This is a genomic window from Pseudomonas sp. Colony2 (assembly GCF_019382755.1).
Taxonomy (GTDB): Bacteria; Pseudomonadota; Gammaproteobacteria; order Pseudomonadales; family Pseudomonadaceae; genus Aquipseudomonas.
In genome coordinates this window covers 156422-178445 of sequence record NZ_CP080030.1, presented here as the reverse complement: position 1 = coordinate 178445, position 22024 = coordinate 156422, and the positions used below count along the sequence as shown (strand labels likewise).

Below are 22024 nucleotides of genomic sequence, written 5' to 3'. Positions count from 1 at the left end.
TTCATGTCATACAACGTATGCGTACTGTTCTGCGCCGCCAGCAAATTCAACTTATCCCCGCTATACAGATAAGCCTCATTCCCCGCACTGATCTTGCTCGCCACCAGCGTGGTGTCGCGCCCGGCCTGGCTCGTAAAGTCCCTGCCCGCCGTCAGCACACTGGCTAACTGCGTGGTCTGCTCATCCGCGGTCTTAATGCGTTTCTTGCCGTCTTTTTCCTTGCCTTCGACGTTGTGCACATCGCTGACAGACACCACGTTGAAATCGCGCCCGGCCTGAATGTTCAGGTCCTTACCCGCGGTGGCGTTGCTGCCGATGATGTTGACGTCTTGCCCCGCCACCATGCTCAGGTTGCCGCCGGCCGTGACCGTGGCCGCTTGGTTTTTCACGTCGGTGGTGATGGTGGATTTGTGCCCGCCGTCGCTGAAGGCGTGGATCTCGCTGGTGTCGCTGACGGCGATCAGGTTGAGGTCGCGCCCGGCTTTCAGGTCGGCATCGCCGCCGGCGGTGAGTGCACCGTGGTTGGTGAGGTCGCGGCCAGCGTCGATGGCCAGGTTTTCGCGGGCGGTGATGGTGCCGGCGCTGCTGTCGGTGAGGGTGCGCATGCCGGCACCCTGGCGCACCTGGATGGCGGTGTTGTCGTTGGTGATGTCGCCCTTCAGGGTGGTGAGGCTGACCTGGGTGCCGCGTATCTCGCCAGCCATGGAATTGCGGATGCTGTCCTGGGCCAGCAGGCTGAGGTTGTTGCCGGCCTCGATCAGGCCGCCGGTGTAGAGGCTGCCGCTGCTGGCCACTGAGAGGTTGTTGCTGGCGCGCAGGGTGCCGACGTTGATCAGGTCGCCGCCGGTCATCAGGTTGAGGTCGCGGCCCTGGATCAGGCTGTTGCCGCGCACGTTGCGGGAGTCGGCCTGGGCCAGGTAGAGCACCGGCACGAGCACGGTCTGGCCGTCGACCACGCGGTTTTCCATCCACACGATGTCGTGGGTCAGGGCGCCGACTTGCTGGTCAGTGAGGGATACGCCGACGCTCAGGCGCAAGGCGTCCTTGCTGGCCAGGGCGTTGTCCATCAGGTAGCGGAACTGGTCGTAGTCGCTGGTCAGGCCACCGGCGAGGAAGCGTTGCCCGGTTTGCGCCAGCACGGCATCGCGGATCAGCCGTGACTCGTATTGCCCGTCACCCAGGCGACGCCAGGCGTTGTCGGGGCTGTAGCCGAGCTTGCCGAGCATGTAGTCGGAGCTGAAGAAGCCCGCCACAGTGGTGAGGTTCGGGTTGGTCTCGATCAGGTAGTGGCTGGTGGGGTCGGCGTTTTTGATGAACAGGCCGTAGTCGCCCTTGGGCAACTGGAAGCCGGGCGCGGTGGTGGGGTCGACCGGGGTGAAGGACTCGCCGGTGTAGTCCACGGGTACGTAGCGGCCGTCGGGCGCGATGCTGGTCACCGGCAATACGCTGCTTGGCGCCTGGGCGGTGGCGTCGTTGACGTGCTTGCTCAGGTTGATGTTGATGCCGCCGACGGGGATGCCGGTCTGGTCGTCACCGAGGGTGCCGGTCAGTTGCTCCAGGGTGTTGGTGTGCAACGTGCCATTTTGCAAGGTGCGCGCAACGTTGAGGTTGACCGCGCCACCGGCCTGTATCGTCGCGGTGTAGCCCGGGCCGCCGTTGTCGGTCCAGGTGGTGACGTTGCTTTGTTCGGAGAAACGCCAGTCGCTCGACCGGGCCTTGAGCACCTCAAAGCGTGCTTCATCGAAATTACCCGCTGCCACTGCTGCGTTGAAGGCGGGCACGTCGATGTATTCCATCCGGTCCCACTCATCGGTGTCGATGCGCTGCGGGGTGCCGATGACGATGGTGTTCTGCCCGGTGCGAGTCGCGGCGCCCTGGTTGAGCAGGTCGTTGGCGGTGATGCTCAGGTTGCCATTCGCCGCCAGCAGGCTATAGCGGTTCTGGACGTTGTCGCCCTGGATCAGCAGGTCTTTGCCCGCCACCAGGCGCGCAGAGGCCGAGTCCTTGATCGCGGATTCAAGGTAGGTCTGGTTGATGGTGATTTGACCGCGCTTGAACGAGTCGTGCCCGCCGCAGTGCTGGCCGCACTGCCAATTGAGGCTGCCGGTGGTGACGGTCTGGCCCAACTCGAATTCAGCCTTGGCGTTTTCCACATTCCGCGCACTGATGCCGATATTGCCTTCGCTTTCAACCGTACCGGAAAGGTTGCTGAAGCCCGCCGCCATGCCGCCATCGAGCGCCGCGAAACTCAGGTTGCCCTTGCTGTAGACGTCGCCGTACAGGTTGCTGAAGCTGTTCCCGCGCAGGGTCAGATCGCCGCCGCTGAACAGCAGCGTGTCCGCGCTATTGCTGATGCCATTGCTGGCGCTGAGGTTGACGTTGCCTTGTGAACCGAGGGTGCCGCGGTTGTTGATCTGTGCGGCGGCAATGTCGAGTTGCTGGCGTGCGGTGAGGTAGCCGAGGTTATCCAGCGTACCGCCCAGGGTGATGCGGGTGGTGGTGCCGCCGGCCAAACGCCCGCCGTTCTGGCTGAGGTTGTTGGCGACCACGCTCAGTTTTTGCTGGGCCGAAAGGCGGCCACTGTTGGTCATGTCGCCGGTCAGGTTGACAGTCAGGTCACCGTCGCTGAGCAACTCGCCCGCGTTATCCAGGCTGGCGACATCCAGGATCAGCCCCTTGGCGCTGGCCAGGCGGTCGCCGGCCTTGAGGCTCAGGCCCTGGGTGCTGGTGTAGTGCAAGGCTTCATTGAGTTGCACACGGCCGAGGCCATCGACCCGGCCGAACGACCAGTCGGCGGTGCCCAGGCCATTGATGCTGCCCTGGCTGCCGCTGAGGCTGCTGGTATTGAGGCTGAACACGCCGGTGCCAGCGTGCTGCAGTTGCCCGGCCTGGTTATTCAGATGCCCGGCGCTGAGGCTGAAGGCCTGGCTGCCGAATTCAAGAATGCCGTTCTGGTTATTCAGTTGGTCGGTGACCGTCAGCGTGCTGCTGGCGCCTTCCATCGCCCGCAGTTGGCCACCCGCGCTGTTGTCGAGGTTGCCGCCATTGAAGGTCAGGCCCTGGTTGGACTCAATCAGGCCGCCTTGGTTGGTCAGTTGGGTACGCGAGGTCAGGCTGAGCTGATTGCCGCTGATCTGGCCGTTGGCGCTGTTGTCCAGGGTGGCGCCGGAGACGGTGACGTGCTCCTTGCCGAACAGTTTGCCGCCCCGGTTGGTCAAGGCCTCGACCGTCAGTTGCAGGTCGCTCTTCAAGGCGGTCAACGCGCCGGCCTTGGTGCCGTCTTGGCTGTTGTCGACGCTGTCGGCTGTCACCGTCAAGCTATCGCCCTGCACGGTGCCGCCCTGGTTGTTCAAGGTGCCCAGCGTCAGGTCGACCGCCGCGCCACCGCTGAGGATCATGCCCTGGCGATTGCTCAGGTCCTGACCGCGGTAGCTCACGCCCTGATTGCCGGCCAGGAGTTGGCCCTGGTCGTTGTCGAGGGTTTGCGCCGCGATATCCAGGCGCTTGCCCCGCAAGGTGCCGCCCTGGTTGTCGAGGGTGGTCAAGGCCTTGACCAGCACACTGCGTTCGGCGGCGTCGATCACACCGTTGGTGTTGGTCAGCAGGTTGCTGATGTTGAGGGTGATGTCGCCGTCATTGCTGACCAGCGCGCCCTTGCTGCTGTTGTCGAGGTCTTGCGCGGTGACAGTGAGGGCCTTGCCCAGCAGGATCCCGGCGCTGTTGCCCAGGCGCTTGCCGGTCAGCAGCAGGTCACCCTCACTTTGAATACGGCCCTGGGTGTTGAGCAATTGGTCGTTCAGCACCACGCTCACACCCGGCACACCACCGGCCAGCAACCCGGCACTGCGGTTGTCGAGGCTGCCGGCGCGGACGTCCAGTTGGTCACCGACGATACGCCCGGCGCGGTTGTCGATCTGCCCGCTTCGCGCATCCAGCAGCAACTGCTTGCCGATGATGGCGCCGCCCTGGTTATCCAGGCTCGCGGCGTGCAGTTCGATGTCGCCCTGGGCGGCCTGCAAGTGACCTTTGGCGTTGTTCAACTGTTGGGCGACGGTCAAGGTCAACTTGCCGGCATCCGCGCTGAGTACACCTGTGTCGTTGTTGCTGAGGCTGCCGACGGTAGCGGTGAGTTGCCCACCCACCAGCTTGCCGTCCTGGTTGGCGACGTCACCGGCGCGCAGGTTCAAGTCAGTGCCAGCCTGGGCATGACCCTGGCTGTTGTTGAAGGTGTTGGTGACGGTGAGGTTGAGCGCGCCTTTCTCGGCACTGATCAAGCCCTTGGCACTGTTGTCGAGGCGGGCGGCGTTGACCGTCACGGCGTCGGCAACCAGGAAACCGTTCTGGTTGTTGATCGTGTCCGCTGTCACACCGAGGTTGCCCGCGACAATCTGCCCGCCGGTGTTATTCAGCGTGCCGCTGTTGAGCGTCAAGCTGCCGCCCGCGACCTGGATATGGCCCTGGCGGTTATCCAGCGAATCGGTTTGCAGCGTTGCCGCCTGATCGGCACCGAAGCGAATCAGCCCGCCGAGGTTGACGATGGCCGGCGCGTTGATCGCCAGCGCTTGCTCGCCATACACCCGCGCGGTGGCGCCCTGGTTGGTCAGTCTGGCACTGTTCAGCGTGACGGTTTTACCCTGGATCACTGCGCCCTGGTTGTTCAGTTCCCGGGTGGCCGTGGCGCTCAGCGAGCGGCTGGCCAGGACGTTGCCGCTGGTGTTCAGGGTTTGCGTATTCACCACCACATCGCCGGTGGCATTGCGGCTGTTATCGGCCTGCACGCCTGCTTCGATGATGCCCGGGTTGGTGACGGTGGTGGCGTTGAGTTCGATGCGTTGGCCAGCGGCCAGGCTCTTCTGGTTGACCAGTTCTTCAGCACTGCTCACCTGCACATTGCCGGCGGCGTAGACCTTGTCGGTCAGGTTCACGTTCTGCGCGGTGACCTTGAGGTTACCGGTGGTCGCCGTCTGCGCCATGCTCAGGCGCCCGTTGGCATCCAGCTGGATATCGCCGCCACTGGCGGCCAGCGTACCGTCGAGTTTCACCCCTACGCCGGCCTCGGTGCCCACCAGTTTGATCGCACCGGCGTACATGCCGCCCAATGCCGAGGAATCGATGGCCAGCTCGGGCTTTGCGCTGCCGTCATCGGCGCGCGCGGTGGCTTTCAGGCTGTTGGCATCGACGTCGTTACGCCCGGCAATGACGGTCAATTCTCGTGCGTTGATCTGCGCATTGATCTTGGCCGAGCGGGTGATGATTTCGAAGCGGTCGACGTTGCTGGCATTCAAGCCTTCGCCGTCGATGGTCACGGCGCCGCCGTCAACCTGGTAGCGCTGCAACTGGCCGCTGGCGTCGAGCACCGGTTTGCCGGTGGTGAGGGTCACGTTGGGGGTGTTGATAAAGCCGCAACCGCTGCACGTGACGCCGTACGGGTTGGCGACGATGACCTTGGCCGACTGGCCCGCCACTTCGGTGTAGCCGCGCAGTTGGCTGGGGCTGCCGCCGTTGACTTCGTTGAGGATGACGCTGGCCGCGCCGCCCTTGAGGTTGGGGTTGCCGACGATGTAGCCACCCAGCTGGGTGTTCGTCATGGGGCCGTTGGCGTTGTTGAGGATCACGCCGTTGGGGCCGACGTTGTAGTCCTTGAATTGGTTATGGGACAAGCCACTGCCATTGGGGGTGGCGATGTTCACCACCGGTACGCCATTGCCGGCCTGGCCGACGGTGGTGCCCGGCGCACTGACCACAATGCCTCCGGCCTGAGCCAGCAGCGGCTGCCAGAACAGCGCGTTGGCCAGGATCAGCACCAAACCGCGCTTGGGCAGGCCGAAGAACGAGTCTCGCGGTTTCAGCGCAGCAGAAGGTTGGCGGGCCAGGAAGGCAAAGTGGCGAACATCCATTGTCATATTCTCGATGTAACGGGGCGTTGAATTACAGGAAGAAATCCATGCGGAAGTAGATCGGCGCTTCGCGCTCGCTCATCACTGCCGGGCGTTCCAGGGAATGGGCAAAGGTCACGCTGGTGCTGACGTATTTGCCACGGGCGAACAGCTCCAGCGAGTTGCTCGAGACCCGGCCGTGCACGTTGTCGTTGTAGCGGCCATTGCTGATCACACCCTGGTCGTAGCCGACGCTGGCGCCGTATTCGGCAAAGGCCGGGCGCATCCAGTCCCAGGTCACCGGGCGCGCCCAGCGCACGTCGTTGCGCCAGTAGCCGCCGCTGTCGCCGGTGAGCTGCTGGTCTTTGAAACCGCGCACCGAGGCCGAGCCGCCGAGGCTCATGCGCTGGGGGCTAAACAGAATGTCTTCACTGCGTTGGCCGGTGGCCAGGCTGGAGAAACTGAACGACTCACCCCATAGCGTGAACGGCTGCAAGTAGCTGACGGTGGCGGTGTATTTGCGGTAGCGCGCGTTGGGCAGGCGATTGCCGTACTGATCGCGCTCGTTTTCAGCTTGGGCATCGAAGGCGCCGATACCGTTCTGCATGCCCAGGTCGAGGTTGACGAAGGCATTGCCGATGCGGCGGCCGTGGTTGATGCCCAGTTGCAGTTCACTGAGGCGGTTGCTGCTGGGCTCGGTGCGCACGTCGAGGATGTAGTTGTTGGTGCGCAGGTGCGACAGGCCGACGTTCACCGAGGTCTTGCTCACGTCGTCACGATGGATCACCCGCTCGGCGCGCAGTTGGTGGTTTTCGTTGTCGCCGTTCTGCTTGAATTTAAAGTCGTTGGTTACGCCAAAGGTGCGGTAATCACTCTCGCTGTAGGTGTAGCTGAAGTTCCACCAGCCCCACGGCACGTTGTAATACAGCATGCTGTTTTTCGAGGTTTTCTGATGGTCGCTGACGCCATCGTGGCCACCGCGCAACACCAACTGGTCGGCCAGGCCCAGGGGGCTGTCCCACTCAAGGCCGGCGCCCCACTGCTGTTCGCCGGTACTTTTCTGCCCGTCGTTATTGCGCGACAGGCTGGCGCGCCAGGGCTTCTGCGGGACGTTCCTGACCTGCACTTCACTGCCGCCCACTTGGCTGCCGGGGGTCAGTTCCATTTGCGCCTGCTTGGACGGCAAGCGATTCAACTGGTCCACCAACTGCTCGATTTCCCGCAGGTTGAGCTGCTCGCCGACCTTGCCGGGGAAGGCCATGGCCAGCTCGCGCGGGGACAGGTTGCTGCCGTCGGCGCCCTTCAAGCCTTCGAGCTTGCCTTCCACCACCAACACCTGGAGGTGGCCGGTGGAAAGGTCCTGCTGCGGCAAGTAAGCACGGCTGGTAACCATGCCTTTGTCGATGTAGTAGTCGGTGATCGACTTGAGCACTTGGTTGAGCTGGGAGACGCCCAGGCACTGGCCGATATACGGCTTGAGCAGGCGCTCGCGGTCCGGTGCAGGCAGGCTGTCGGCACCCTTGAGTTCGATGTCTTTGATCGGGAAGCAACGGGTGTCGGCCGGGGTGGCAGGCGCTTCGGGCTTGGCTTCTTTGCCGGGCAGTTCCTTGAGGTCTTCAAGGCGCCGGCGCTGTTCTTCCAGCAGACGGTTTTGCCGGTCGCGGATCAGGTCCTGATCGCCAGGCGTGGGCGCAGCCGTCGCACTATTGAGTGCGAAGCAAGTCAGCAGGCAAACGCCCAGCAGCAGCCGAGTCCGTGGCAATAATAAAGACATGTTCGATCCGTCGAAAAAGCGGGGGCCGGCAAACTAACATCGAACTTCCGGTGGGCCAAGATTCTGGCTTAGTGGGAAGTTATGTTTAACAGGCATATAAGTTGCTGATTATTAACAATAAATAAATCATGCAACGTTTAATTGCTTGCAATTGGAATTTTTATTCCGACAAGCGGTAACAGTTTTGATACACATCCAATGGTGGCGCTTACAATTGCCATTACTTGGCCATCAATGCGGTATCAAGACTGGTTAGTAGCCAAAAGATGAGAAAAGTTCGCGGTTATTTTGTGAATTGGATCCCATTTTTCGATATCCCGGTTAACCAACCTCCTTGGTCCGCTCCTGCCCCGCCACCAACTTCAACCCTGGCCGCTCCACATGCCGGGACACATGGGCTGTCACTTCCTGCACACCCCCTTCGTGGTCGTTATGAATCACCAGCACACCCGGGCGGCGCAGTTGCTCCAGGTCACCTTCCCCCAGGCTGAAGCTGTCGCTCAAATGCTGGTCGCTCAAGGCCTTGGCCGCCGAGCGCCGCTGGGCAAAGTGCTTGCCACGTCGCTGCTGGTAGCGTGCCCAACTGATCAGTACCATCGCGTTGAAGACGGCAATCCACAGGTAGATCTGCAAGGTATCCAGCGCCGCGAAAATCGGCGCATCGATCCGCGGGCCGCCGTGGCTGTCGAGCATCGGCACCAGCCCGCGCACCAGCAGGATAATCAGCCCGGCCCAGGCCAGCAGGGTCAGGAATACGTCGATGGCCCACATCACCGGGCGCTGTTGGGTTCGGATCAGGTTCATGGTTGCACATCCGTAGTGGGGGCTTTGATTCCGCGATCCGGGCTGACCCAGCGCGCGCGTTTCTGGTGTTGGCGGAACAGCACTTTGGGGAAGCTGACCAGGGTGGTGAACAGGCTCACCAGCCAGAACACCAACGGGTACCAGACGGTCCAGAACAGGGTTTTCCACAGGCCCTTTTCATAGCGCCGGTCGATCATGATGCTCACCGCGAACTGCACCAGGCACACCACCGCCAGCAGCAGGCCGGTGAAGGCCGGCGGCATCAGCGAGTCGACGGCGATGGCGGCGGGCAGCGTCACCACTTTGCCCACGGCCCAGAAAATCACCGAGAGCAAAAAGGTGAAGGCCCAACCGGTGGACAGGCAGTACTCGAACAGCAGCGGCCACAGGTAGCGATGGCGCCATTGCCAGATGCCACGAATATTTTTGAACAGCACTTCAGCACCGCCCTGGGCCCAGCGCAGGCGTTGCTTCCACAGGCCGCCGAGGGTTTCCGGCATCAGGATCCAGCACAGCGCGCGGGGCTCGTAGAAGATGCTCCAGTGGTCCAGTTGCAGCTTCCAGCTCACGTCGATGTCTTCGGTGATCATGTCGGTGCTCCAGTAGTCGACCCGGTCCAGAGCCGCCCGCCGAAACGCCACCACCACGCCGGAGACGGTGAAGATCCGCCCGAAGACCCGCTGGGTGCGCTTGATCAAGCCGATGATCGAAGAGAACTCGCCCACCTGCACCCGGCCGATCAAGGTGGAGCGCGTGCGAATGCGCGGGTTGCCGGTGACGGCACCGAGGCGCGGGTTGTCGAGCATCGGCGCCACCAGGTACGCCGCGGTGTTCGGCGAGAGCAACGCATCGCCGTCGATGCACACCAGGTATTCGCTGCGCGCCGCCACTGCGCCCATGCGCAGCGCCACGGCCTTGCCCTGGTTTTGCGCCAGGTGCAGCACCCGCAGGCGCGGCTCTTTCAGGGCCAACGCATCGAGCACGGCGGCGGTGTTGTCGCTGGAGCCATCGTTGATCGCGATCACTTCGATGTTGCGGTATTGCTGGGCCAACGCGGCGCCGATGGTTTCGGCGGCGTTGTCGCCTTCGTTGTAGCAAGGGATCAGGATCGAGATCAGCGGCTCACCGGCGAGTACCGGCGCGGGGGTGTCATCCGCCCACGGCCAGTGGCGCTCCCAGTGCAGCCAGAAGTACAGGCCGCCGGCGATCCACAAGCCGGACATGAACAGTGGATAGAAGAAGACGAAGTCCATCAGGAACTGCCCGGTGACCAAAAAGATCAGCCCAAGGGGCACACCCAATACCAATGACAAGACGATAAGCGCGAGGATTCTGTCGAACATGAGTCAAGGATTCCACTGGTTGGAAAGGGCCGGACGCACGGTTTTCAGATCCGGCGAATTCTCCAGGAAGTTGTCGGGGTAGTAGCCAAAACTGGTCACGCCCTGACGCTTGAGCACGCCCATCCACTCGGCCATTTGTGCACCGTCCAGATCGGGGGCGGCCGAGGTGCGCCAGTCCTTGGCTTGCAACTCGAAGACTGTGCGTTGCAGCGCGCCGGGGCGGGCCTTGACGGTGGCCACGAGCTTTTCCAGCCAGGCGTTGGAGCCCTTGAGGTCCTGGCCTTCCATCAGCGGCATGGCCATCGGCGCAGTCCAGTCGTAGCTGGTGAGGAAGTCGTCAAGGTTCTGCGCGAACCAGGCTTCGCTGCCCGGGTTGAGCATCGGTTCGGCGAAGATATTGCGTGCGGTCTGCACCTGCGGGCCGCGCAGCTTGCGGACCTTGGCCGTCAGCTCATGGGTGAAGTCGATCAGGTAGCGGCTCTTGAAACGCGTCCAGCGCTGCATCACCGCAGGGTCGGCGCGCAGGGCTTCGATGGTGTCCGGCAGGCCATTGGCGGCGTAGGCCTTGAGCGCCAGCGGGCTGGCGTCTTCGAAGTCCGACAGCACCGCGTCGTCGTGGAACAGCACGCCGTCGATGGCACTGGTGCGGGCCAAGTCTTCGTAGATCTCACCGATGACCTGCCGCACTTTCGGATCGAACGGCGACAGGCGCTGGTACTGGTCCGGGTCGATGGCGACCTCGCCGGTTTGCGGGTCCCAACGGGTAACGCGGGGCAGCTTCGAATCGAGGGCGAAACTGAGCACCGGCATCCAGGCAAATACGTTCACGTGGGCCCGGGTGCGCAGTTGCCAGGTGACGCGGTTGAACAGGTCGGCGCGCACCGGCAAATGGCGGTTGGGGAAGTACAGCGAACGCACCAGGCCATCGCCCTTGGGGTCGGCGAACGCCTGCAGGAACACGGTGCTGGCACCCATGTCGACCACGCGCTGGATCAGTTTGTCGAGGTTGCGCACCTGCTGTTCCGGGTCCGGGTCGTAGACGTTGTCCAGGTCCACATGCAGCACCCGCAGCGGGGCTTCAGTCTGGGTCGCGACGATGGCGTTGGCGTAGTGTTCGCTGTCCGGGTCGGAGGCCACCAGGAAGCGCGGGCTGCTCATCAGGTTGCCGAGGCTGTCGAGACCGTCTTCCAGGGTCAGGGCCATCTGGTAACCCTGCTCGCCCACCACCGCCAGCGAGGTGCCATCGGCAGCGCCGTAAGGCCACACCCACACGCGCGGCGCCGTGCCGGTGACGGCGCGGATCTTGTTGGAGATCGCCGTCACGTCGGTGCGCATCCGCGCCTGGAACTGGGCTTCGGTTTCGTAGCGATGGGTCGCCGGGTCAAAGCGTCGGGTGGTGGCGGCCGGTTGCAGGTTGCCTTGTGGGTTGGCCAGCACGCCCTTGTGATTGGCGTCGGTGTGCGCGGCGATTTCCACCAGGCCGGACTGGGCGATTTCGCGCACCTGCTGCCAGGTCAGGAAGTCCGAACGCGGCCGAGGTGTACCGGCGAAATCCACCGGCTGGTTCAGCGGCGTATCCACCCACGAACCCACCGGCGCCAGCAGCGCGTGCCAGTTGTAGCTGCGCAGGATCGGCATCACACGGGTGTAGAAGCTCGCGTAGCCGTCATCGAAACTGAGCATAATCGCCTTCGCCGGCAACTCCGGGCCGCCGTTGCGGGCCGCCAAAATCTGGTCGACGGTGACGGGCTGGTAGCCGTTTTCCCGCAGCCACGCCAACTGCTCGATCAAACGTTCGGTGCGCACGGCCACGACAGCCTGATCGGGGTCGCGGTCCTCGATGTCGTGGTAGGCGATACCGAGGAAATGGTTCTTCGGCCACGCCGCTTCGCTGGCAGGCTTGAGCCGCTCGGCGGGTGGGGTGAAAGGTGCGGGTTGCTGGGCGCAAGCGCTGCTCAGCATTAACCCCAGGGCCAACAGGCAACGGGACAAGACAGGCATGATCGGACTCTTCTAGAAGCGGTAGGTGAGGTCGACGATCAGGCGCAGGTCGCTTTCGCGCTCACCGTCATAAGGTCGGCTGATCCAGCTGAGGTTGGCGCCGGTTTCGAGCACGTCGTTCCAGCGAAACCGCTGGCCGTAGCCCACCAGTGCAACGCCGCCGGTACCGTAGTCGCGCTGGCTGTAGGTGCCCGCCCCCACCTGGAACTGCTGGCTCCACTGGGTTTCGTAGCGGTGGTAGAGCACGTGGTTGACGGTGGCCGTGGGCAGCACGCTGAAGTCCGAGCGCGGGTTGAAGTACGGCGTGTCTTCCTTGGTGTTGCGGCTGGTGCCGACTTCCAGGCCCAGGTCGACTTGCACCCCCGGCGAGCTGTACACGCCCTGGCGACCGGTGAGCAGTGCTTCGAGACGGTTGTTGCCGTCGCTGAAATGGGACGGGCTCAGGGCCAGTTTCCATTCGCGGCTTTCGTTGGCGCGCCAGCGGATAAAACCGCTGCCGCCGTTGGCAGTAATGTCGGCATTCAGCGCCCGCAACGGAGTGCTGGCGGAGAGGTAGTCGAGGCTACCGCCGTACTGCCATTGGTCATTGATGTCCCGGGCAATCGCGATGCGTGCGCCCTGCTTGTCGCCAAAGCCGTAGGAGTGGTTGGAGACCTCGGCTTCGAGGGTCATGTCGCGGGTGCGCCGCTCTACACCGAGGCGCTGCCAACGGTGTTGGCCGGTGCCTTCTTCGAAATCGGCGGTGGCGTAGCCGGCCCCGCCGAACACGCGCCAGTCTTCATCGATGGGCGGGCTGTAGAGCAAGGTTTCGATGCCGAAATCGCGGCTGCCGGACACCGCGCCCGCGCCGTTATCGCCGCCGCCGTTGCTTTTGCCGGTGTAGGCCTCGACGCGCAATTCGGCCATGTCGTGCACATCCCGCAGGCGGCTGAGGCGCTGTACCTGGCGGTTGTCCGGGGCGCGGTCGACCACGTCATCGGTGAGTGCATCGAGCTGACGCCATTCCTGCAGATCGAGGGCAGTGTGGCCTTGGGAAACCTCCAGGCCGATGTCGCGCGGGGCCTGGGCTTCGGTTTCCTTGAGGGTGTTTTCGGCGCGCCGTGGCCAGTCGCGGGCACGGTACATATCGGCCTGGGCCAGGCGCAGGCCGATATTGCCCGGGGCCTGTTGCACCAGGGCTTCCAGGCCTTTTTCGCTGGCGGGCAGGTCGGCGCCATAGGTGCCGGCCTGGGCGGCCAATTGTTGGGCGTCCATCCAGGCGTCGTTGGGGTTGCCGATGGGCAAGCCCTTGAGCTCGACCCGGGGTTTCTGGGTGCTCGCCAGGTTGTCGGCGACTTCGCGGGCTTCCACCACTTGATCGTTTTCGAGCAGGGCGTAGAACAGCGCGGTGCTGTCTTCGACGTGATCGCCGGCGTCCGCATCGCTTGCCGCCAGTGCCTGGCGATACAGCGGCGCGGCCCTTTCCGGCTGGCGCTGGTCGAGGTAGGCGGCAGCGACCCAGCGCAGGGCGTAGGTCGGCAGTTGCACGCTTTCGCCCTTCAGCACTTCGTAGTCGCGGATCACCTCGGCGGTGCGCGCCCGGGCTTTCAGCGCGCCCAGACGGTCGATGCGCCAGCGCACCACGTCATCATGGGCGTTGGCATCCGGTGTCCAGGTGGTGAGCAGTTGGTCGTAATCCTTGAGGGCACGGTCGGCGATGACGTAGCGCTCTTTTTCACTGCGGGTCGCGAACTCGGCCATGCGCACGCGCTCGGCGGCCAGGTCGCCTTCGAGGCGGCGTTGGGTGACCGGGTCCAACAGGCCAGGGCGCCGGGCAGCGAGGCGCAGGGCCGGTTCCGGCAGGCGCGCACGTTGCAGGGCGACGATGTATTCGCGGGCGACTTCAGGTTTGTTGCCGGCACGCATGAACGCCTGGTCGAATTCGAACAGCGCGTCATAGGTAGAACCGGCACGGGTCAGTGCGTAACCCAGGGCCATGCGGCGGTCGGCGTCGTCGGGCTTGGCGGCCACCAGGGCGCGGGTGCGCTGCACCGCTTCAGCGGTCTGGCCGGCGTCCGCCTGGGTCAGGGCCAGGCCGAGTTGCAGGTCCGGGTTATTCGGCTCGCGCAGCAACGCCTGGCGATACACGGCAATTGCCGGTTCCCAACGCTGCTGGTTGCGATAGGTGCGGGCGACGGTGGCCAGCGCCTGGGTGGTGAGGGTGCGTGAGCGGCCCTGGGCCTCGTAGACCGTCAGCACCTCGGCGTCCTGGCGCGCCCAGCTGGCAATCAACAGGTGATCGCTGACCTGCCCCGGCGTCTGGCGCTCGGTGGGCATTTGGCGCAACAGGTTGAGGGCCGGACCATAGTTGCCACTGCGGGCCTGGTTGATCAGCGAATCATAGGCCGCATCGGCCGATGCCACGACGGGCCAGAGCAGTTGGCTGCACAGGGCCAGGCGGATAAACGGATGAATATTACGCGACATGTCGTCAGCTTCCTCACCAGGGAAAGCTGTAGCGATAAGTTCACCTGCACGACACTCCAGGCGGCCGGCATCTGATGACGCGGCCAAGCTTTCCCGGGGCGCAATATCCTTGAGGGGGGTACAAAAAAGGCCAATTCAGAACAATTGTTCAGAATTGGCCTACATCATTTTGAGCCGAGTCTTATTGAGCGCCGCTGACCGCGCCGAACTTGCCCAGCACAAAACCAATGAATTGCTCGACGGTCATTTTCTGGCCGTTGAAGGTCACTTCATTGTTGGCGTAGTGCAGCTTGGACACGATATCGGTACCCACCAGGGTCGCCAGTTGAGTACCCACGGCCATGCCGCTGATCATCTCGCTGGCCATCTGGGATTGCTGCTCGATGGCTTTCGGATCGGTCACACCACCGATCTGCGCCTGCAGGCCGGCAACGTCCTGGATCATCGGCTTGGACAGGGTCAGGTTGGCGTCCAGCAGCGCAACGATTTGCTTGCCCAGTTCAACCGGCGGCAGGTCCATGCTCGACGGCTTGGCGAAGTCCGCCACCAGGTTGAAGCGGCTCTCGCCATTGGTGGTTTTCAGCGACAGGTTTTCTACCGCCACTTGCGGCTTGGCAGCCAGCAGTTGGTCGACGTTGGCCTGGGCCAGGGTCTGCTCGGCTTCGGTCAGTTGCAGCTCAGGCACGGGCTGGCCAGCAGCGGCAGCGGCCTGGGCCGGCTGTACTTTTTCCTGGTAGAGCTTGGTCAGTACCAGCATCGACGGGATGTCGACGTTCTTCATGCTGACGGCCATGGCCGCCGAACCCACTGGCTTGCCCTGGTAACCGATCTCGTCGATCTTGTAGTCGACGCGGCCGGCCAGGTTGTTGTCCTTGGTTTCGCTGCTGTCTTTCTGCTCAAAGTTCTTGAGAGTCAGCACTGCTTGCTGCGGGCCGAAGGTGACCTTGGTGTTGGTCAGCTCGACGGTGTTTTGCCCGGTGTAGAAACCGAAGGTGGTTTTTTCCAGGTTGCTGGCGATGGTCAGGCCGCTCAGCTCCGCATCCAGCTTGGCGTTGTTGGCATCGACAACCGAGACCTTGAGGCTGTCCATGTAGCCGCTGGCCTTGACCTTCTTGCCTTCGGCGGTGGAGTCGAAGTCGAGGTTGGCGCCGGAGAAGCTCACGGCCGACTTGTCGTCCTTGAGTTCCAGGGGCAGCAGTTCAACGTTGCCGGTCACCGAGCGGTCATAGCCGATGTTGGCCACGCCTTTGAGGGGCGACACGTCCTTGCTGGCAGCGAACCATTTTTCGGTGGTGGGGTTTTTCTCGAGTTCGTAGTGACTGGTGGCCATGACCGGCAGCCACTTCAGCGACACCAGGCGCGAGAACGGCAGCGGGCCGTGTTCGATATGGTCGACGAACAGCAGTTCGGTGTCCTGATGATTTTCGCCGAACACCGCGCCCTGGGCCTTGAGGCGATAGTGGGCGGTGCTGCTGAACAGCTGACGGTCGAGGGAGACCAGTTCGAGGGTCACAGTGCCGTCGACACCGGCCATGGAGGTCTGCAGTTCCTTGTTGGCGTCCTGGATGGCGGTTTGCAGCACCGGCTCCAGTTGCTTGCCGGTGTACCAGGCACCGCCTGCGCTGATTGCACCAATGGCGACGACGATACCCAAGAGAACGACTGCTGGCTTATTCATGTAGTGACCTGATCAAATCCTGTGAAGTGGGCTGTCTTCCCTGAACCCCGAAGGGTGTCGGCTCAAGCCCGCCGAAATCCGGAGAAGATTAGCATTGGCTGGCGTATGCAGCCCAATTTTTCAATAGGCGCAGACTTCAGCGCTGAACGGTAAAGTGCCTTCGCGAGCAAGCCCGCTCCCACATTCGASTGMRTTCCAWMKWTGGAAYKCAGTCGAATGTGGGAGCGGGCTTGCTCGCGAAGGCGTCAGTACAGACACCACAGATTTCAGGAATACTCGGTTTCGATCTCATCGAGTTGATGGTCAAAGCTCTTCAGCCGTGCCGTCCACGTATACACCAGCACCTCAAACTCACGGTGAATCACCGCATTGCCCGGCGTATCCGACTTGGGATCATAAAAATCCAGCTGGTAACGCTCCCGCGCCATCGCAGTGGCCACGTCGGATAATTCCCGGGCGTTATTCAGCCAATGCCGTCCGTCGGCGACTTGCCGATCAAGCATCACGCATTGTTTTTTCAGGGCTTCGAGGCTTTTTTCCAGCGGTGTGCCGGTCAGTTCGCCCATGACTTCCTGGAACGTGCGCCCCGGCTGCCAGTAGCTGCCCCAGAAGTAGCGGTCGAACACCGTCTCGACCCGGCGCAGGGCAACCTTGGTATCCCAGATCGCCACGCGGGTCTTGCCTTGTTCGAGCAGTCTTCGCTTGATTCGCTGGCCCTGGTAGGAGGCCCAGGCCACCACGCCGATGGACAGCACCGCGATCAGCGCGCTGGCGCTGTCGAGGAACACCATGGCCTTGTCGATTTGATGGGCCAGCATGATGCCGTAGAAGTAAGTCGCCGATAGCAACACCAGTGCGAAGAACACGCACCAGAAAGCGGGAGCATAAGGGTTTTTCATTATTGGAATCCCCATGAGCAAACGCGAGCAGTGACCAGCGGACCATCACGTAAGTCCGCCTGTCAAAGCATAGCAATCAGCTCAGGGTTTGCTGGCTTGTGTGGCTTGCGTTCGTCCACTTTCCCAGCCGCCGCCCAGGGCCAGGAACAAATCGATCTGGCTCATGGCAACCTGGGTGTTCGCCGCGGCCAGTTGCGCCCGCACGTCGGTGTAGGTGCGGGTAGCTTGCAGGTCGGCCAGGAACGACGCGCGGCCGGCCTGGAAGAACCGGTGCGTCTGCTCCGCCGCCTCTTTGGCCGACGCGCCGGCATCCGCCAGGGCATCGCGGCGTTGCAGTTGCGCGGTGTATTGCGCCAGGCCGGTCTGGGTTTCACGGATAGCGTTGAGCACCACCCCGTCGAAGTGCGCCAGGGCGCCCTGGGTCGCGGCTTCGGCTTCGTGGATGCGGGCGCGGGCGCCGTTGGTCGGCAGCGTCCAGCTGATCAGCGGGCCAAAGCCCCAACGGTTGGTGGCCGGGGTGCCGAGGTCATCCAGGATGCCGACGGTGCCCACGGTGGCGCCGATGCTGATGTCCGGGTACAGCGCGCCGGTGGCCACACCGATGCGCGCGGTGGCCGCCGCCAGTTGGCGTTCGGCCTGGCGCACGTCAGGGCGACGCTTGAGCAGCGTGGCGCCATCGCCCACCGGCAACAACTGCGCGATGTGCGGCAGTTCGGCGCATTGGGCAGTGCCGGCCGGCAGTTGATCCAGCGGCCTGGCCAGCAACATCGACAGGCGGAACAGCCCGGCCTGGCGCAGTGCTTCATAGCGCGGCATTTCGGCGCGCAAGGATTTGTATTGGGTTTGCGAACGGGTGACCTGGGTTTCATCACCGCGCCCGGCATCCCGCAGGCGCTGGGTCAGGTGCGTGCTCTGGGCTTGCAGGTCGAGGGACTCGTTGGCGATCGCCAGCTCTTCGTTGGCCGCACACACCTGGGTGTAGGAGCGCACCACGTCCGCCACCAGGGTGATACGGGCGATATCGGACGCCGCCTGGGCCGCATCGGCAGTGGCCTGGGAGCTTTCAATGCCGCGCTGCAAGGTGCCGAACAAATCGAATTGATAGGAGGTGCTGATGCTCGCGCTGCCGATATTCGCCACCGGGACTTTTTCCGTCAGCAAATAGGCCTCACCCGACTCTTGCAGGCGCTGGGCTTCGGCCTTGGCGCCGGCACTCCAGCCGCCGGCCGATTCGGCTTGCTGCACCTGATAGCGCGAGCGCTGCAAGTTGGCCGCAGCCACCCGCAGGTCGGTGTTGGAGGCCATGGCCTGCTCCACCAGCTTATCCAGGCGCGGGTCCTGGTAGAGCTTCCACCAGTCCGCCGGTACCGGCGCCGACACCACATTGCTGCCCTCCCCGGCCAACTGGCCCTGAAGGTCACCGCGGTTCACGGCCGCCCTGTCCGGCAGCTTGTAATCGGGCCCCACCACTTGGCAGGCCGACAGCAACAACCCCAGCCCGGCGGTTGCTAAAAGCCGTTTCATGGCTTGTTCTCCGACTTGGGTTGGTCGTCGATGATCGACACGGTGGCGGTGCGCCCGGCAATCATGCGGAAGTCCGCCGGCACATCGTCAAAGGCGATGCGCACCGGAATCCGCTGGGCCAGGCGCACCCAGCTGAACGCCGGGTTGACGTTGGGCAGCAGGTTGGAGCCGCTGGTGCGGTCACGGTCTTCGATACCGGCGACGATGCTCTGCACATGCCCGCGCAGGCGAGCGTTGTCGCCGATCACGCGGATGTCGACGCTCTGGCCGACGTGAATGCCGTCGAGCTTGGTCTCTTCAAAGTAGCCGTCGATGTGGAAGGAGTTGCTGTCCACCACCGACAACACCGGACGCCCGGCGGTCACGAACTCCTGGTTACGCGGCGCACGGTCGTTGATGTAGCCGTCCACCGGGCTGCGGATCACCGAGCGGTCCAGGTTGAGTTGCGCGGCATCCACCGCCACTTGCGACTCGGCCAGGGCCGATTGGGCACGGGCGACGCGGGACTGGCTTTCTTCCAGTTGCTCGCTGGCCACCAGGTTGCCGAGGCCACGGTTACGCTTGTTCTCGCGCACGGCCTGGGCCAGGGTTTCCTGACGGTCGGCCACGGCGGCCTGGGCCTGGCGCAGGGCCAGCTTGAAGCGATCCTGGTCGACGGAGAACAGCACCTGGCCGCGCACCACCAACTGGTTGTCGCGCACGTCCACTTGCTGGATCAACCCGGACACGTCCGGGGCGATCTGCACGATGTCGGCACGGATGTGGCCGTCACGGGTCCACGGCGCGAACATGTAGTACATCACCATGCGCCACACCACGACGCAGGCGAAGGTCACCACCAGTAACGTCAGGACTACACGGCCAATGGTCAAAAAAGGTTTTTTCATGTCATGAGGTATCGACTGAGTGAATCCACTGCGCCCAGCAACAGAGCGTAGAGACCCACATTGAACAATGCCCGGTGCCAGACCAGGCGATAGAAGTGGACGCGGGTCAACAGCCCGTGCACCACCAGGTACAACACATACGTAATGCCCATCAGCACCAGCAACGTGGGCAGGAACACCCCGCTGATATCCAGATCACCGATCATAAAGGCGCTCCATCGGGTAACGGCGCTTCCATCTCTGTGCCGCCAAGAAATTCCACGCTGGGCAACAGCGCCAGGCGCAAGCCGCTGAGGGCGTGCAACAAATGCAGGCGGGTTTCGTCCTCGCCTTGCAGGCCCTGGCCGTTGAGGGCGCGGCGGGTACGGTCGAGGGTCATCAGCAGACCGCTGGGGGCCGGCAGACGTTCACCGGCCTTGAGGCAGGCCTTGAAGTAACCGCCGACGCCTTCCACCACCTGGTTCAACAACACACGCGGCACCCCGAGGATGCGCGGCGAGTACGCCAGCAGGTCCAGCAGGTTCAGCGCCACCCGCACTTCCCGCAGGGCGATGCCGGTGTCCTGGCCGGTCATGGCCAGGCGCGGCAGGTGTTGCATCAGGCGGTCGAGCATTTGCACGCCCATCTTGCGGTGTTCGGCCAGGGTCGCAGGCTCGGTCAGGGTGACGATGTCGCGCCAGCTGAAACGGGTCAGGCGCTTGGCCGCAAGCTCAGCGCCGAACGGCCGGGCAATCAGGGTCCAGACAAAGGCGAACAACAAGCCCACCGGGCCCGCCAGGTTGGAGTTGGCGAAGGCCAGGAAGTCCGCGTCGTAGGCACCCTGGATGCTGATGAACGACGAGGTGTTGACCAGCGTCAGCAGCATGCCGAGGTAGAAGCGCGGCTGTACCGTCAGCGTGCCGATGCAGATAAAGGGCACCGAAAACGCCAGCACCAGCATCGGGAAATCATGCAGGTTGGGCAGCACCAGAAACAGGTAGAGGCTGGCGAACAGCACCGACATCGCCGTCCAGAAAAAGAACCGGTAGATCTGCGGCGCCGGGTCGTCCATCGAAGCGAAGAAGCTGCAGGCCACCGCCGCCAGGATCACTGCACTGCCACCGTCGGTCCAGCCCAACAGGATCCACAGCACCGAGGCGACGATGATCGCGGTGACGGTGGAAAACGCCGAGTAGAACATCAGGCCACGGTCGAGGAACGGTGTCAGCCGGCCCAGGCGCCAGTGGCGGTAGACCGCGCGCCAGCTGTCCTGGCTTTCGCACTGGATGGCGGCTTGCAGGCTGCGGCAGTCTTGCCACAGATCCACCCACTCGCCGAGGCGATACAGGGCGTTGGAGAACAGCAACTGGTGGCGGTCATCCAGGGCGTCGGCATCGGGTTGCAGGGCTTCGATCTGGTCGCGCAGAACACGCCAGCGTTCGAGGGGCGCGTCCTTTTGCGTGCTGACCAGCCACTCGTTGGCGGCGGTCAGCAACGGTGTGAAGCGGTCGAGCAATTCCGGCGCGCGATGTTCCAAGGCGTACACGGCGTCGTCGAGGGCATCGATCACCGGCAGCAGGTGGATCATCCGCCCGCGCAGCTCCTTGGTGTTGCGCACCGTTTGCGGCCGCGAGCCCTCATGGGGCAACTGGCCGATCATCAATTCCAGGGTGTTGAAGGTGGCAACCATGCCGCCGCGCAGGGTGCTGATTTCTTCGGGCTGGACGTTGCGGCTGAGGAAGCGCCGGCTGTAGACCTGCGCGTCGGCAAACCACTTGCTTACCGAGTCATCGAACACCGGCGCCAGGCGTCGCGGCCAGAACATCGCACCGACCACGGCCGCCACGGCAATGCCAAGGAAGATTTCTTCAGTCCGCGCTTCGGCCACATCCCACACCGCCAGCGGGTTATCCACCACCGGCAGGGCGATCAGCGGCAAGGTGTAGCCGGCCAGCATCAGCGCATAGCTGTTGGCGGTGCGCAGGTGCAGGGACAGGAACAGCAGAATCCCGGTCCACAGCGCGATCACCACCACTAACACGTAAGGCGTCTGCACAAACATCGGCACAAAAAACACCGCAGCGGCGGCGCCCATGAAGGTACCGACCGCCCGGTACAGCGCCTTGGAACTGGTAGGGCCGACAAACGGGCTGGAAACGATATACACCGTGGCCATCGCCCAATACGGACGCGGCATTTGCATCAGCATGGCGATGTACAACGCGATCATTGAAGCGGCGAATGTCCTTACGCCGTAGAACCAATCCTTGGCCGGCGGCATGCCGGTAAAAAATCCGTTCAAGAACTCACAACCATGGGATGTTGATTGGCGCCTTCGAAGGCCCGCAGTACACGCAGCGCAGCTTCCAGGTCATCGGGATCGATCGTCGCCAGCACCTCGCGGCGCAGGCGCACCAACTGTTCCTCCACCGCCTGCACCAGCTCGCGGCCACGCTCGGTGAGGCTCAAGGCCTTGGCGCGGCGGTCGTGGATGTCTTCGGTGCGGCACACGTAGCCGGAATTGCACAGTTGGTCCAACAGACGCACCAGGGACGGGCTCTCCATCCCGGCGGCCTGGGCCACCTTGACCTGATGCACACCGTCGCCGAGGCGGCCGATCATCAGCAGCGGCACGGCGCAGGCTTCGGAGATGCCATAGCTGACGAGCGTGGTCTGGCAGATTTTGCGCCAGGTTCTGGCACCTACCACCATGCTACTGCTGATGTTCATCTGGAGTTGTTCGAGGGTCTGGGACACTGGATTATTCGCATACAGTTAGTTTGCTAACTATCA

The 22024-nt window shown here is 63.4% G+C and carries 13 protein-coding genes; all 13 read right to left on the bottom strand.

The window, feature by feature from the left end:
* On the bottom strand, window positions 1–5897 hold a 5897-nt coding region (locus JV201_RS00800; protein WP_219406378.1), incomplete at its 3' end, for a filamentous hemagglutinin N-terminal domain-containing protein.
* Between the two features lie 31 nt (window positions 5898–5928).
* Window positions 5929–7650, bottom strand: a complete 1722-nt coding sequence (locus JV201_RS00795; protein ID WP_257903276.1) for a ShlB/FhaC/HecB family hemolysin secretion/activation protein — start codon at window positions 7648–7650, stop codon at window positions 5929–5931.
* A gap of 321 nt (window positions 7651–7971) precedes the next feature.
* Window positions 7972–8454 (bottom strand): poly-beta-1,6-N-acetyl-D-glucosamine biosynthesis protein PgaD, encoded by a 483-nt coding sequence (pgaD, locus tag JV201_RS00790; protein WP_008433665.1) that lies wholly within the window; start codon window positions 8452–8454, stop codon window positions 7972–7974.
* The gene (gene pgaC, locus JV201_RS00785) at window positions 8451–9797 is read right to left on the bottom strand and encodes a poly-beta-1,6-N-acetyl-D-glucosamine synthase (RefSeq protein WP_003218180.1); all 1347 of its coding nucleotides are present in this window, start codon (window positions 9795–9797) and stop codon (window positions 8451–8453) included. The genes pgaD and pgaC overlap by 4 nt, the downstream gene beginning before the upstream one ends.
* 3 nt (window positions 9798–9800) lie before the next feature.
* Entirely contained in the window at window positions 9801–11798 is a 1998-nt protein-coding gene (gene pgaB / locus JV201_RS00780; RefSeq protein ID WP_219406377.1) for a poly-beta-1,6-N-acetyl-D-glucosamine N-deacetylase PgaB, read from the bottom strand.
* A gap of 12 nt (window positions 11799–11810) precedes the next feature.
* Window positions 11811–14264, bottom strand: a complete 2454-nt coding sequence (gene pgaA / locus JV201_RS00775; RefSeq protein WP_219406376.1) for a poly-beta-1,6 N-acetyl-D-glucosamine export porin PgaA — start codon at window positions 14262–14264, stop codon at window positions 11811–11813.
* A gap of 181 nt (window positions 14265–14445) precedes the next feature.
* Window positions 14446–15942: a YdgA family protein gene (locus JV201_RS00770; protein WP_087693604.1), complete on the bottom strand. Its 1497-nt coding sequence runs from the start codon at window positions 15940–15942 to the stop codon at window positions 14446–14448.
* Between the two features lie 266 nt (window positions 15943–16208).
* Window positions 16209–16841 carry a hypothetical protein gene (locus tag JV201_RS00765; RefSeq protein WP_003218188.1) on the bottom strand — a complete coding sequence of 211 codons (633 nt, stop codon included), beginning with the start codon at window positions 16839–16841 and terminating at the stop codon, window positions 16209–16211.
* Window positions 16842–16922: 81 nt separating this feature from the next.
* Window positions 16923–18365: an efflux transporter outer membrane subunit gene (locus JV201_RS00760; RefSeq protein ID WP_219406375.1), complete on the bottom strand. Its 1443-nt coding sequence runs from the start codon at window positions 18363–18365 to the stop codon at window positions 16923–16925.
* On the bottom strand, window positions 18362–19252 hold the full coding sequence (locus tag JV201_RS00755; protein WP_003218191.1) for an efflux RND transporter periplasmic adaptor subunit: 891 nt from the start codon (window positions 19250–19252) through the stop codon (window positions 18362–18364). Before JV201_RS00755 ends, JV201_RS00760 begins: the two co-directional genes overlap by 4 nt.
* Window positions 19249–19458: a DUF1656 domain-containing protein gene (locus JV201_RS00750; protein ID WP_003218193.1), complete on the bottom strand. Its 210-nt coding sequence runs from the start codon at window positions 19456–19458 to the stop codon at window positions 19249–19251. The genes JV201_RS00755 and JV201_RS00750 overlap by 4 nt, the downstream gene beginning before the upstream one ends.
* Window positions 19455–21533 carry an FUSC family protein gene (locus JV201_RS00745; RefSeq protein WP_219406374.1) on the bottom strand — a complete coding sequence of 693 codons (2079 nt, stop codon included), beginning with the start codon at window positions 21531–21533 and terminating at the stop codon, window positions 19455–19457. The genes JV201_RS00750 and JV201_RS00745 overlap by 4 nt, the downstream gene beginning before the upstream one ends.
* Window positions 21530–21961, bottom strand: a complete 432-nt coding sequence (locus JV201_RS00740; protein WP_003218197.1) for a MarR family winged helix-turn-helix transcriptional regulator — start codon at window positions 21959–21961, stop codon at window positions 21530–21532. Before JV201_RS00740 ends, JV201_RS00745 begins: the two co-directional genes overlap by 4 nt.
* Between the last annotated feature and the right edge of the window lie 63 nt (window positions 21962–22024).

What these genes read in the sequence shown, in the direction of transcription:
- JV201_RS00795 (WP_257903276.1), bottom strand. Translation starts at nt 7,650, where the DNA reads ATGTCTTTATTATTGCCACGGACTCGGCTGCTGCTGGGCGTTTGCCTG.
- pgaD (WP_008433665.1), bottom strand. Translation starts at nt 8,454, where the DNA reads ATGAACCTGATCCGAACCCAACAGCGCCCGGTGATGTGGGCCATCGAC.
- pgaC (WP_003218180.1), bottom strand. Translation starts at nt 9,797, where the DNA reads ATGTTCGACAGAATCCTCGCGCTTATCGTCTTGTCATTGGTATTGGGT.
- pgaB (WP_219406377.1), bottom strand. Translation starts at nt 11,798, where the DNA reads ATGCCTGTCTTGTCCCGTTGCCTGTTGGCCCTGGGGTTAATGCTGAGC.
- pgaA (WP_219406376.1), bottom strand. Translation starts at nt 14,264, where the DNA reads ATGTCGCGTAATATTCATCCGTTTATCCGCCTGGCCCTGTGCAGCCAA.
- JV201_RS00770 (WP_087693604.1), bottom strand. Translation starts at nt 15,942, where the DNA reads ATGAATAAGCCAGCAGTCGTTCTCTTGGGTATCGTCGTCGCCATTGGT.
- JV201_RS00765 (WP_003218188.1), bottom strand. Translation starts at nt 16,841, where the DNA reads ATGAAAAACCCTTATGCTCCCGCTTTCTGGTGCGTGTTCTTCGCACTG.
- JV201_RS00760 (WP_219406375.1), bottom strand. Translation starts at nt 18,365, where the DNA reads ATGAAACGGCTTTTAGCAACCGCCGGGCTGGGGTTGTTGCTGTCGGCC.
- JV201_RS00755 (WP_003218191.1), bottom strand. Translation starts at nt 19,252, where the DNA reads ATGAAAAAACCTTTTTTGACCATTGGCCGTGTAGTCCTGACGTTACTG.
- JV201_RS00750 (WP_003218193.1), bottom strand. Translation starts at nt 19,458, where the DNA reads ATGATCGGTGATCTGGATATCAGCGGGGTGTTCCTGCCCACGTTGCTG.
- JV201_RS00740 (WP_003218197.1), bottom strand. Translation starts at nt 21,961, where the DNA reads ATGAACATCAGCAGTAGCATGGTGGTAGGTGCCAGAACCTGGCGCAAA.